General features: G+C 69.6%; 9 protein-coding genes. 5 read left to right on the top strand and 4 right to left on the bottom strand.

Annotated features, from left to right (window positions below; genetic code table 11):
• Nucleotides 1–163 precede the first annotated feature (163 nt).
• A complete protein-coding gene (locus V7050_RS11645) occupies nt 164–1,171 on the bottom strand; it encodes an AraC family transcriptional regulator (RefSeq protein ID WP_324368385.1) in 1,008 nt (335 codons plus the stop codon).
• Between the two features lie 163 nt (nt 1,172–1,334).
• Between V7050_RS11645 and V7050_RS11640 the strand changes: the two genes are divergently transcribed.
• Nucleotides 1,335–3,902, top strand: a complete 2,568-nt coding sequence (locus tag V7050_RS11640; protein WP_324410563.1) for an arylsulfatase — start codon at nt 1,335–1,337, stop codon at nt 3,900–3,902.
• 74 nt (nt 3,903–3,976) lie between these two features.
• Here V7050_RS11640 and V7050_RS11635 read toward each other — a convergent pair whose 3' ends face one another.
• The 3 genes from V7050_RS11635 to V7050_RS11625 form a co-directional block, all read right to left on the bottom strand.
• Nucleotides 3,977–5,347, bottom strand: coding sequence for an aspartate aminotransferase family protein (locus tag V7050_RS11635; protein WP_324368381.1), 1,371 nt, complete (start codon nt 5,345–5,347; stop codon nt 3,977–3,979).
• A 17-nt stretch (nt 5,348–5,364) separates the two neighbouring features.
• On the bottom strand, nt 5,365–6,849 hold the full coding sequence (locus tag V7050_RS11630; protein ID WP_324368379.1) for an NAD-dependent succinate-semialdehyde dehydrogenase: 1,485 nt from the start codon (nt 6,847–6,849) through the stop codon (nt 5,365–5,367).
• Between the two features lie 139 nt (nt 6,850–6,988).
• Nucleotides 6,989–7,486 (bottom strand): Lrp/AsnC family transcriptional regulator, encoded by a 498-nt coding sequence (locus tag V7050_RS11625; protein WP_324368377.1) that lies wholly within the window; start codon nt 7,484–7,486, stop codon nt 6,989–6,991.
• 156 nt (nt 7,487–7,642) lie between these two features.
• Between V7050_RS11625 and V7050_RS11620 the strand changes: the two genes are divergently transcribed.
• The 4 genes from V7050_RS11620 to V7050_RS11605 all read left to right on the top strand — a co-directional run.
• A complete protein-coding gene (locus V7050_RS11620) occupies nt 7,643–8,944 on the top strand; it encodes an NAD(P)/FAD-dependent oxidoreductase (RefSeq protein ID WP_324368375.1) in 1,302 nt (433 codons plus the stop codon).
• 59 nt (nt 8,945–9,003) lie between these two features.
• Entirely contained in the window at nt 9,004–9,204 is a 201-nt protein-coding gene (locus V7050_RS11615) for a YgaP family membrane protein (RefSeq protein WP_324368373.1), read from the top strand.
• Between the two features lie 2 nt (nt 9,205–9,206).
• Complete coding sequence (locus V7050_RS11610) at nt 9,207–10,169, top strand: efflux RND transporter periplasmic adaptor subunit (protein WP_442885623.1); 963 nt, start codon at nt 9,207–9,209, stop codon at nt 10,167–10,169.
• The coding region (locus V7050_RS11605; protein WP_324375397.1) for an efflux RND transporter permease subunit at nt 10,166–12,989 on the top strand (2,824 nt) is incomplete at its 3' end. The genes V7050_RS11610 and V7050_RS11605, both read left to right, overlap by 4 nt.

Genomic DNA, 12,989 nt, shown 5'->3' with positions numbered 1-12,989 from the left:
CTCCGGCACGACGCGGGCGCTTCGCTTCCGCCCGGGCCGGGCGCTGCCCTCGTCTCGTGGCGGGACGGTCGTACCGGGGACGATGGGCTTCGGATGCGATCGACCTGTGCCGCAATCGGCGGGCACGATCCTGGCACCGGCCATGCCCGATCCCTGCAGGCCGTCAGGGCTGGGGCCGGCGCAGATGCGACGGGGGGTGGTCGGTCCAGCGGCGCACGGCGCGGGTGAGCGAGGAGGGGGAGGAATAGCCCAGCGTCGCGGCGATCTCGCCGATCGGGGCGGCGCCTTCCTCGATCCGCGCCAGGGCGGCCTCGCGCCGGGCCTCGTCGACCAGGGCGGAGAAGCTCGTGCCCTTCGCCGCGAGGCGGCGTTGCATGGTGCGCAGGGTGACGCCCGCCGCCTCGGCGAGGATCTCGGCCGAGGGCTGGCCGTCGGCCACCATGGCGGCTACCATCCGCCGGGCGGCCTCGAGGAAGCGGGCCTGCTGGCGCAGCGCCGCTTCCGCGCCGGGGTGGAGCACGGAGGCCGCGGGGCCGGGCCGCCGCAGGGGCGCCGCCAGCACCGGGGCGGCGAAGCGCACGCGCATCGTGCCGCCTGCCGCGGCGCGGAGCGAGCGGGCGATCCCGGCCGGAACCTGGGAAAGCCCGAACCGCGGATGCGGCGGCAGCGCCACCTCCTCGAAACAGGGCTGCCGGGCATGGGCGGCGGCGCAGAAGGCGGCGACGAGCGCGAGGGTGTAGAGCTGGGCGTGGTGCAGGGATGCGGGATCGGCGCGGATCGCGAAGGCGACCTCGAGGATGCCGCCGCCGGCCTGTTCGGTGAAGGCGAAGGTCTCGTGCGTGCAATAATCCGGCATGGTCCGCGCGACCCCCGCCAGCCCCTCGGCGACCGTCGCGCCGCCGAAGGCGGCCCTTCCGAGCGCGCCGAGGCCCGCGACGCTCGCGTCCCCCACGACCTGCCATGCCAGATCCGGCCGGCCCTCGCGCTCGGCGAGGGCGCGGATGAAGGTCATGACCGAATGGAGCGGCAGGCTGCGATCGGGGTCGGTGAGCGGATCGCAGGGCACGCCGGCCGCGGCGAGGTAGTCGTCCACCGGGCGGCCCCGCGCTTCGAGCCATTCCACGAAGGCGAAGAGCGAGCCCGCCCGGATCAGCGGGATGGTGGCGGTCATGGGGGTTCTCCGGGCCTCGCGGGCGATTGTCGCCTGCGGTCAACTTTCCGGCGCGGGCATTTGCTATTCAAGCCTGAATCGGCGGATTTCCGCAGTCCACGCAGACGTGACCTGCCCGAGGGGGCGAGGCCTGCGTCTGCTTCCGTTCCGAAGGGAGAGACAGATGAAATCGGCGAGCTTCCTCTCGACACTGGCCGCCGGCCTCGTGATCGCGGCTGGCGCAAGCGCCCAGAGCGACGGCGAGGCCCCGGCCGCGGCCATCGACGGGCACGCGAACGCCGGCGTTGACCACCACGCGGAGGCCGCCGGGAGCCCCGGATCGCCCGATGCCACGACGACGATCGACGGCAACTACATTCCGAACGTGCCGCCGCAGTTCGGGGGCACGATCGAGCTCAATGCCTACGATTCGACGTCGTTCTGGCCGCCGCGGATCGTGCCGCCCGAAGACGCGCCGAACGTGCTGGTGATCATGACCGACGACACCGGGTTCGGGGCCGGATCGACCTTCGGCGGCGTGATCCCGATGCCGGCGCTCGACCAGCTCGCCGCCGACGGCCTGCGCTACACCAACTTCAACTCGACCGCACTCTGCTCGCCGTCACGGGCGGCGCTGCTCACCGGGCGCAACCACCACAATGCGGGCTTCGGCGTCATCGCGGAGCAGTCCACCGGCTTTCCCGGCTATGACGCGGTGATCGGCCGCGACGAGATCGCGATCGCCGGGATCCTCAGCGCCAACGGATACAACTCGTCGTGGTACGGCAAGAACCACAACACGCCACCCTACACCGAGAGCCAGCTCGGGCCGTTCGACCAGTGGCCGACCGGCGAGATCTTCGGCTTTGACCATTTCTACGGCTTCATGGGGGGCGATGCGAACCAGTGGCAGCCGAACCTCTTCAACGACACCACGCAGATCTACCCGTTCCGGGACAACCCGGGCTGGAACCTGATCACCGCCGAGGCGGACGACGCCATCCGCCAGTTGCAGACGCTGAACTCGATCGATCCGGAGCAGAAGTTCTTCGTTTATCTGGCACCGGGGGCGACCCATGCGCCTCACCACCCGACCAAGGAATGGGTCGACAAGATCAGCGCGATGCATCTCTTCGACGACGGCTGGAACAAGCTGCGCGAGACGATCTTCGCCAACCAGAAGAAGCTCGGGGTGATCCCGCAGGACGCCGAGCTCACGCCCTGGCCCGACGACCTCAAGCAGTGGGACGAGCTGACCGACGACGAGAAGAAGCTCTTCATCCGGCAGGTCGATGTCTATGCCGCCTATCTCGCCTATGCCGACCACGAGAACGGCCGGGTGATCCAGGCGATCGAGGACATGGGCAAGCTCGACGACACGCTGATCATCTACATCGTCGGCGACAACGGCAGCTCGGCCGAGGGCTCGCTGATCGGCACGCCGAACGAGGTGGCGCAGTTCAACGGCGTGACCCCGCCCGTCGACGTGCAGCTCAAGGACTTCTACGACGTCTGGGGCACCGACCAGACCTACAACCACATGGCGGTGGGCTGGACCTGGGCCTTCGACACGCCGTTCAAGTGGACCAAGCAGATCGCCTCGCACTTCGGCGGCACGCGGCAGGGCATGGTGATGTCCTGGCCGGAGCGCATCACCGACAAGGGTGGCGTGCGCAACCAGTTCAGCCATTTCATCGACATCGTGCCGACGATCCTCGAGGCCACAGGCATCCCGGCGCCGAAATTCGCCTACGGCATCGAGCAGAAGCCGATGGACGGGACCAGCATGGTCTATACCTGGGATGCGGGGCCCGACGATCCGACAAGGCACACGGTCCAGTACTTCGAGATGTTCGGCAACCGCGGCATCTACAACGACGGCTGGTACGCCAATACCACGCCGATCGCCGATCCCTGGGCGCTGTTCTCGGTCCCGGCGCGGGACGTGATGAACAGCTTCGAGTGGGAGCTCTACGACCTGACCAAGGACTGGACCCAGAACAACGACCTGGCGGCGGAAATGCCGGACAAGCTGCGCGACATGCAGCAGCTCTTCTTCGTCGAGGCGTCGAAGTACAACGTCTTCCCGCTCGACAACTCGCTGGCGCCGCGGATGGTGACGCCGCGGCCGAGCGTCATCGCCGGCAAGTCCCACTTCGAGTATACCTATCCGGTGGTCGGCAACCCGAACGGCACCGAGCCGCTGCTGCTCAACGCCTCCTACAAGATCACCGCCGAGGTCGAGGTGGGCGAGGACGGCGGCGACGGGATGCTGTTCACGCAGGGCGGCAAGTTCGGCGGGCACGGCTTCTACATCCTCAAGGGCGTGCCGGTCTACACCTGGAACCTGGTCGATCTGGAGCGGGGGCGCTGGGAGAGCAGCGAGAAGCTCACCGCCGGCAAGCACAAGCTCGAGTTCGTGTTCAACTACGACGGCCTGGGCTTCGGCACCTTCGCATACAACAGCCTGAGCGGCGTCGGCCGGTCGGCCGAGGGTATCATGTATGTCGACGGCAAGGAGGTGGCGCGGCAGAAGATGGATCACACCATCCCGATCACGCTGGCCTGGGACGAGAGCCAGGACATCGGCTCGGACACGCTCACGGGCGTGAACGACGCCGACTACCAGGTGCCTTTCGCCTTCAACGGCACGATCGACAGGATCACGCTCGACATCGAGCGGCCGCAGCTGAGCGAGCAGGACATCCAGAAGCTGGAGGCGGCGGCCAGCGCCCAGGGCGACAAGGGCTGACGGCCGGTCGGGAGGGCCGCGATCCGGCCCTCCCCTGACCCTGACGTTCCATCGCGCGGCCGGCGCTCAGGGCCTCAGTTGAAGGTCGCCGCCACCGCCTTGCCGAGCGCCCCGGCGATGCGGTCGGCCTCGTCGCGGGTGAGGCAGAGCGGCGGGGCGAAGCCGATGATGTCGCCCTCGGGCATGGCGCGGGCGATCACACCTTCGGCGAGCAGCGCGCCGGTGACCCTGGCGCCGATCCTGGCGGCGGGGTCGAAGAAGGTCCGCGTGTCGCGGTCCTCGACGAATTCCACCGCGCAGAGCAGGCCCTCGCCGCGGATTTCGCCGAGGTTCGGGTGCGCGCCGATCGCCCGGGTGAAGGCGTCCCGCAGGTAGGGGCCGGTTTCCCGCGCGTTCTTCACTAGTTCGAGCTTGTCCACCAGCTCGAGGTTGGCGATGCCCGCCGCGGCGCCGAGGGGATGGGCCGAATAGGTCCAGCCGTGGCCGATCGGGCCGTTCTCGTCGGTGCCGCGCTCCAGCACCGCCCAGACCCTGTCGTTGACGATCGAGCCCGAGAGCGGGGCATAGGCCGAGGTGAGCCCCTTGGCGATGGTGATGATGTCGGGGCGGATCCCGTAATGGTCCGAGCCGAACATCGCGCCGAGGCGGCCGAAGCCAGAGACGACCTCGTCGGCGATCAGCAGGATGTCGTGCTTCTTCAGGATTGGCTGGATGGCCTCCCAGTAGCCCGCGGGGGGCGGCACGAGGCCGCCGGTGCCGAGCGCCGGCTCGCCGATGAAGGCGGCGATGGTGTCGGCCCCCTCGCGTTCGATCAGCGCCTCGAGCGCGGCGGCGCAATGGGCGACGAACTCCGCCTCGGACTGGGCGAGGTCCTTGCGGCGGAAGTAATAGGGCGCCTCGGTGTGCAGGACCTGGGGCAGCGGCAGGTCGAACTTGGCGTGGAAGGCCTTGAGCCCGGTCAGCGAGCCGGTCATCAGCCCCGAGCCGTGGTAGCCGCGCCAGCGGGAGATGATCTTCTTCTTCTCCGGCCGGCCGAGGATGTTGTTGAAGTACCAGACGAGCTTGACGTTGGTTTCGTTGGCGTCCGAGCCGCCGAGGCCGAAATAGACCTTGGACATGCCCGCGGGCGCGCGGTCGAGGATCATCCTGGCCAGCGTGATCGAGGCCTCGGTGCCGTGGCCGACATAGGCGTGGTAATAGGCGAGCTCGCGGGCCTGCTCGGTGATCGCCTCGATGATCTCGCGGCGACCGTAGCCGACATTCACGCAATAGAGCCCGGCGAAGGCATCGAGCAGCCTGCGGCCGTCGCGGTCCTCGATCCAGACACCCTCGCCGCCGGTGATGATGCGGCTCGGCGTCTCGCCGCGGGCATGGGCCGCGAGATGGGTCGAGGCGTGGAAGAAGGTCTCGCGGTCCCAGAGAGCGAGCTGATCGTTGGTGAGCATGGTCTTTTCCTTTCCCGTCATGCCCAGTCGCGGCAGACGTATTTGATGTCGGTGAAGGCCTCGAGCCCGTATCGGGCGCCCTCGCGGGCGAGGCCGGATTGCTTCATGCCGCCGAAGGGGATCGGCGCGCCGGTGACCTTGGTGCGGTTGATCGCCACCATGCCGAACCGCAGGGCGCGGCTGAGCCGGTAGATCCGCCGCGGGTCGAGCGCATGCACATAGGCGACGAGGCCGTATTCGGTGTCGTTGGCGCGCGCCACCGCCTCCTCCTCGCTGACGAAGGAGGCGACGGCTGCCACCGGGCCGAAGGTCTCCTCGCGGAAGATCAGCGCGTCGGGCGGCACGTCGACGAGCAGGGTCGGCTCGAAGAAGAGCGGGCCGAGACCGGAGCGCCTGCCGCCGGTGAGGAGCCTCGCGCCGCGTTTCAGCGCGTCGGCGACGTGCTCCTCCTGCTTGGCGACGGCCTTCTCGTTCATCAGCGGCCCGAGGTCGCGGTCCTCCATGCCCGGCCCGAGCGTCAGCGCCGCGATCCGCGCGGCGAAGCGCGTGCAGAAGCCCTCGTAGACCGGGCGCTCGACCAGGAAACGGTTGGCGCCGAGGCAATCCTGGCCGGTGGTGGCGAACTTGGCCTTGACGGCTTCCTCGGCAGCCTGGTCGAGATCGGCCTCGGCGAAGACGAGGAAGGGCGCGTGGCCGCCGAGTTCGAGCACCAGCCGCTTCACGGTCGCGGCGGACTGGCGGTAGAGCAGCTTGCCGATTTCGGTGGAGCCGGTGAAGGACAGCGCGCGCACCCGCGGATCCTCGGTCCAGGGGCCGACCACGGTGGCGGCGTCGCCGGTAACCACGTTGAAGACCCCGGCGGGGAAGCCGGCGCGCTCGGCGAGCTCCGCCAGTGCCAGCGCCGAGAAGGGGGTCTCGGCGGAGGGATGCGCGACCACGGTGCAGCCGGCGGCGAGCGCCGCGGCCGCCTTGCGCGTCAGCATGGCGGCGGGGAAGTTCCACGGCGTGATCATCGCGGCGACGCCGACCGGCTCGCGCCAGATCTCCACCTCGGCGTCCGCGAGATGCGAGGTGACGCTCTCGATGTTCGGGCGCTTGGCCTCCTCGGCGTAGAATTCCACGAAGGAGGCGGCGTAGTCGATCTCGCCGCGGGCCTCGGAGAGCGGCTTGCCCTGCTCGAAGGTCATGATGCGCGCGAGATCCTCGCGATGCACGAGCATCAGCTCGAACCAGCGCCGCAGATGCGCCGAGCGTACCTGCGGCAGGGCCGCGGCCCAGGCGGGAAAGGCGGCTTCGGCGGCATCGACGGCGGCGGCGCTGTCGGCGGCGGAGAGGCGCGCCACGCTGCCGATCGCCGTTCCGTCGGCGGGATCGGTGACCGCGATGCCGGCGCCGCCCGCGCCGCCCACCCAGCGCCCGCCCACATAGGCGAAGCCGCGCAGCAGGGCGGGATCGCCCAGGGCGGACATCAGCGCTTCGCTCCGTATCTGCGGTCCTGACATGGCTCTGCTCCTCTCCGGGGCATCCGGTCCCCGCGGCCTCGTGGCACGTCGCGCGGATGGTAGGCCGCGCGGGGCAGGCGGATTGTCCAAAGGGATGCGGGGCGGCAGAGGATTCTTCTCTTTCCCGGCGCGGCGGGCGTCAGGTCTCCGGGTCCGCCGCCTCGATCAGCGCCTCGAAGGGCGGGGCGGAGGCGGTCTTGACGTCCTTGGTCACCACATAGGTGAAATAGCGCCTGAGCCCGATGCGCTCGGCGAGCAGCGCGTCGATCAGCCGCTGGTAGCTGTCGATGTCGCGGCTGACGACCTTCAGCAGGTAGTCGTAGCCGCCGCCGATCGCCCAGGCGGCCTGGATCTCTTCGTGGCGGGCGATGGCCTGCTCGAAGCTCCGGAAGGTCTCGGCCCGGTGGTTGTCGAGCTCGACCGTGACGAAGACCGTCACATGGGGCGCGATGCGGGCGAGCGCCACCTCGGCGCGGTAGCCCTCGATATAGCCTTCCGCCTCCAGCCGCTTCATGCGCTCCCAGGCCGGGGTCGCCGAGAGATTGATCCGCCGCGCGAGCTCGGCCTTGGTGATGCGTCCCTCGCGGCTCAGCACCGTGAGGATCTGCAGGTCGCGGTCGTCGAGCGGGCGGGACATGGCCCGCAGCCTTGGCGGCGCGCGGGGGCTTGTCAATCCGGGCGGCCGGGCGCGAGGCGCGAAATAATTCGCGCGGGGGCTTGACCTGCGTCAAGGCAGGCCCCTAGTTGGATGTCATATTCTAATTACTGAAACTGTTAACGCGAGGAGCGCGGCATGGCGCAGGTGGTAGTCTTGGGTGCCGGACTCGGCGGCACCATCATGGCCTACGAGCTTCGCGAGAAGCTCGGGAAGGCGCATGAGGTCGCGGTGGTCACCAGGGGCAGCCGCTATTCCTTCGTGCCCTCGAATCCCTGGGTCGCCGTGGGCTGGCGCCAGCGCGAGGCGGTGGAGGTGGATCTCGAGCCGGTGCTCAGGCGCCGCGGCATCGCGCTGCATCCGCAGGGCGCGAAGCGGCTCCATCCCGCGGAGCGCAGGATCGAGCTCGAGGACGGGAGCTCGCTTGCCTACGACTATCTCGTGATCGCCACCGGGCCGGAGCTCGCCTTCGACGAGATCGAGGGCTTCGGGCCGGGGGCGCATACCATCTCGGTCTGCCAGGTCGATCATGCCGTGGCGGCGAAATCCGCCTTCGATGCCCTGGTGGCCCGGCCCGGCCCGGTGATCGTCGGCGCGGTGCAGGGCGCCTCCTGTTTCGGTCCGGCCTATGAATTCGCCTTCATCCTCGACAAGGCGCTGCGCGACGCGAAGGTCCGCGACCAGGTGCCGATGACCTTCGTCACCTCCGAGCCCTATATCGGCCATCTCGGCCTCGACGGGGTCGGCGACACCAAGGGCCTCTTGGAGAGCGCGCTGCGCCAGCGGCACATCAAGTGGATCACAAACGCACGCGTCGACAGGATCGAGGCGGACAAGCTGCATGTCTCGGAGATCGCCGAGGACGGCTCGGTGGCCCGGGCGCAGGAGCTGCCCCATGTCTTCACCATGATGCTGCCGGCCTTCCGCGGCGTGGCGGCGGTGCGCGACATCGAGGGGCTGACCAATCCGCGCGGCTTCATCCTCGCCGACAAGCACCAGCGCAACCCGGCCTTCCCGGAGATCTTCTCGGTGGGGGTCTGCGTCGCGATCCCGCCCATGGGCAAGACGCCGGTTCCGGTGGGCGTGCCCAAGACCGGCTTCATGATCGAATCCATGGTCACCGCCACGGCGCACAACATCCATCGCCTGACCGAGGGCAAGGAGCCGGATGCGGAAGGCAGCTGGAACGCGGTCTGCCTCGCGGATTTCGGCGACGGCGGCATCGCTTTCGTCGCCCAGCCGCAGATCCCGCCGCGCAACGTCAACTGGTCGTCGCAGGGCAAATGGGTGCATACCGCCAAGATCGGCTTCGAGAAGTACTTCCTGCACAAGATCCGCAGCGGCGTCTCGGAACCCTTCTACGAGCGGCTTGCCTTGCAGGTGCTCGGCATCGACAAACTCAAGGAAGTCAGGATCGCCCAGGACGCCGGGACGGTCTGAATCGCAACCGCGGGCAAGCCGCAGGTCGCGGCACCCGCATCATCGCAAGGGGACAAGTCATGTCGCTCGATCGCTCGGTGCTCGCCTTCGCTGGAGTCATGGTGCTTCTGTCGGTGGCCCTGACCGCCTGGGTCTCGCCGCATTTCGTCTGGCTCACGGCCTTCGTGGGCCTCAACATGCTGCAATCGGCCTTCACCGGCTTCTGCCCGGCGGCGGTCGCCTTCCGCAGGCTCGGCGTCAAGCCGGGCACCGCATTCTGATCCTGACAATGCGCATGCTCGCGGCCATGGCCGCCCTTCTGGCCGCGGGCGCGGCGACGGGCGGCACCATCGAACTAGCGCCCACCGAGATCACCGAGTGGAAGGCGGTCTACGGTCGGGTCGAGGCCCGCGACAGCGTGCCGGCGCGGGCGCGCATCGGCGGCATCGTCGAGGAGCTGACCGTGAGCGAGGGCGATGCGGTCACCGCCGGCCAGCGCATCGCCCTGGTGCGCGACGACAAGATCGCCTTCCAGGTGGCCGCGCTCGACGCGCAGATGCGCGCGCTCGAATCGCAGCTTTCCACGGCCGAGACCGAGCTCGCCCGCGGCGAGGCGCTGGTGGAGCGGGGCGTGGCCACCGCCCAGCGCCTCGATCAGCTGCGCACCGCCGTGGATGTGGCGCGCAACCAGCTCGCGGCCACGAAGGCGCAGCGCGACGTGGTGGTGCAGCAGGGCGCGGAGGGCGAGGTGGTCGCCCCCGGCGACGGGCGCGTGCTGACCGTGCCGGTGACCCGCGGGGCGGTGGTGCTGGCCGGCGAGCCCATCGCGACCATCGGCGGCGGCGGCTTCTTCCTGCGCCTCGCCATCCCCGAGCGCCACGCCGACACGCTCGAGGAGGGCGCGACGATCCGCATCACCGCCAACGGCGCGGAATCGGAAGGCGAGCTCGCCAAGATCTATCCCCAGATCGAGAACGGCCGGGTGATCGCCGACGTGTCGGTGGAGAGCCTCGAGACCGCCTTCGTCAACGCCCGGGTCCTGGTCGAGGTGCCGGTGGGCACGCGGGCGGCGCTCATGGTGCCGCGCGACGCCGTGGCGAAGCGCTCGGGCATGGACTTCGTCACGGTGCGCGAGGGCGAGGAGGAGGTCGCCCGCGCGGTGATGCTCGACGAGGGCGCGGGCGAGGCGGATGAGGTCGAGGTGCTGACGGGGCTCCGGCCGGGCGACGTGGTCGTCACGCCGTGACCCCGGCTTCGCAGAACCTCGGGATCGCGGGGGCGCTCACCCGCGCCTTCATCACCTCGCCGCTGACGCCGCTCTTCCTGATCGCGGCCTTCGTCTTCGGCCTGCTGGCGCTTGTGTCGCTGCCGCGCGAGGAGGAGCCGCAGATTTCGGTGCCCATGGTCGACATCCATGTGGATGCGGCCGGCCTGAAGGCTGAGGACGCGGTCAAGCTGATCACCGAGCCGCTCGAGACCATCGTAAAGGGCATCGACGGGGTCGAGCACGTGTATTCCCAGACCGCCGACGACCAGGTGATGGTGACGGCACGTTTCGTGGTCGGCACCTCCTCGGACGCGGCGATCCTGCGCGTGCACGAGAAGCTGCGCGCCAACATGGACCGCATCCCGGTGGGCGTGCCTGAGCCGCTGATCGTCGGGCGCGGCATCGACGACGTGGCGATCCTGGCGCTGACCCTCTCGCCGAGGCCCGAGGCCAACGACCGCATCACCCCCAATGACCTGACCCGGATCGCCCGGGAGCTGCGCACCGAGGTCGCCAAGATCGAGGACGTGGGCCTGACCTATCTGGTGGGCGAGACCGGCGAGATGATCCGCATCGCGCCGGACCCCGAGCGGCTGGCGCTCTATGGCGTGACGCTGCAGCAACTCGCGGCCAAGGTCTCCGGCGCCAATTCCGCCTTCCCGGCGGGGCGGCTGCGCGACGGTGGCGAGCAGGTGACGCTGGTCGCGGGCGAGACATTGCGCCGGCCCGACGAGATCGCCAACCTGCTCGTCACCACCCGCGACGACCGGCCGGTCTACGTGCGCGACCTGGCGGACGTGGGGCTGAGCATCGAGAGCGGCAAGCTGCTGGTCTCGACCGTCGCGCTGACCGACGGCGCCCCGGCGCGCGTGCCCTCGGTGACGCTGGCCATCGCCAAGCGGGCCGGCTCGAACGCGGTGGTGGTGGCGGAGGAGATCCTGCACCGGGTCGAGGGGCTGCACGGCAGCCTCATCCCCGAGGACATCGCCATCGAGGTGACGCGCGACTACGGCGAGACGGCCAACGAGAAGGCGAACGAGCTGCTCTACCATCTCGGGCTCGCGACGGTCTCGATCATCGGGCTCGTGGTGATCGCCATCGGCTGGCGCGAGGGCGTGGTGGTCGCGGTGGTGATCCCGGTGACGATTCTGCTGACGCTCTTCGCCTCCTGGCTGATGGGCTACACGCTCAACCGGGTGTCGCTCTTCGCGCTGATCTTCTCGATCGGCATCCTGGTCGACGACGCCATCGTGGTGATCGAGAACATCGCCCGGCACTGGGGCATGGGCGACGAGAGGCCGCGCCGGCAGGCGGCCATCGAGGCGGTGGCCGAGGTCGGCAACCCGACCATCGTCGCCACCCTGACGGTGGTGGCGGCACTCCTTCCGATGCTCTTCGTCTCGGGCATGATGGGCCCCTACATGAGCCCCATCCCGGCCAATGCCTCGGCGGCGATGATCTTTTCGTTCTTCGTCGCCGTCACCGTCACGCCATGGCTGATGCTGAAGGTCGCCGGCCGGTCCACCCATGCGGCCCACGGCGATCATCACGCCGAGGGCGGCAGGTTGGGGCGGATCTATTCCGCTGTGGCGCGGCCCATCCTGCACAGCAAGGCCCGCAGCTGGCTCTTCCTGCTGGCGGTGGGCGTGCTGACGCTCGGCTCGCTCTCGCTCTTCTACACCAAGGCCGTGACGGTGAAGCTCCTGCCCTTCGACAACAAGTCGGAGCTCGCCGTGGTCATCGACCTGCCGGAAGGCGCGGCCGTGGAGACGACGGAGGCGGTGGCGCAGCGGGTGGCGCGCAGCGTGCTGGCGCTGCCGGAGGTGCGCTCGGTGCAGGTCCATGCCGGTACCGCGGCGCCCTTCAACTTCAACGGGCTGGTGCGGCATTCCTATCTGCGCGCGAGCCCGGAGCAGGGCGAGGTGGCGATCAATCTGCTGCCCAAGGATGAGCGCGACCGGGCCAGCCATGCCATCGCTCTCGACATCCGTTCGCGGCTGGCGGCGCTCGAGGTTCCGCCGGGAACCAGCCTGAAGGTGGTCGAGCCGCCGCCCGGGCCGCCGGTGCTGGCCACGCTGCTCGCCGAGATCTACGGCCCCGACGCCGAGACCCGCCGCGCCGTGGCGGCGCGGGTCGAGGAGGCGTTCCGCTCGGTGCCCTTCGTGGTGGACGTGGACAATTCCTTCGGCGAGCCGGCCCGGCGGCTGCGCGCCACGGTCTCGACCGACGACGCGGAGTTCTTCAAGGTCGAGGAGCGCGACGTCTTCGATACCATCGCCATCCTGAACGGCGGCCAGACCGTGGGCTACTCCCATCGGGGTGGCGGGCGCCAGCCGGTGCCGATCCGCATCGAGCGCCCGGCAGGGGCGAGGGTGCTGGACGAGCGCTTCCTGACCACCCCGATCCCCGCCAACGTGCTGCCCGGCTCGAGCGGCGTGGTCGAGCTCGGCGACGTGGTCCGGGTCAGCGAGGAGCCGGCCTCCTTCCCGGTCTTCCGCCACAACGGCCGCGCGGCGGAGATGGTCACCGCCGAGCTCGCCGGCGATTTCGAGGCGCCGCTCTACGGCATGCTCGCGGTCAGGGATGCGCTCGACGCGCAGGACTGGAGCGACCTGCCGAAGCCGGCGATCAGCCTGCACGGCCAGCCCGAGGACGAGACCATGCCCGTGCTGCTCTGGGACGGCGAATGGGAGGTGACCTGGGTCACCTTCCGCGACATGGGCGCTGCCTTCGGCGTGGCGCTGCTCGGCATCTACATCCTCGTCGTCGCCCAGTTCGGCTCGTTCCGGGTGCCGCTCG

Origin of the sequence: Amaricoccus sp., assembly GCF_036846665.1 — a bacterium.
GTDB lineage: Bacteria > Pseudomonadota > Alphaproteobacteria > Rhodobacterales > Rhodobacteraceae > Amaricoccus.
The sequence above is the reverse complement of the archived record's forward strand: the minus strand, read 5'-3'. Positions and strand labels throughout refer to the sequence as shown.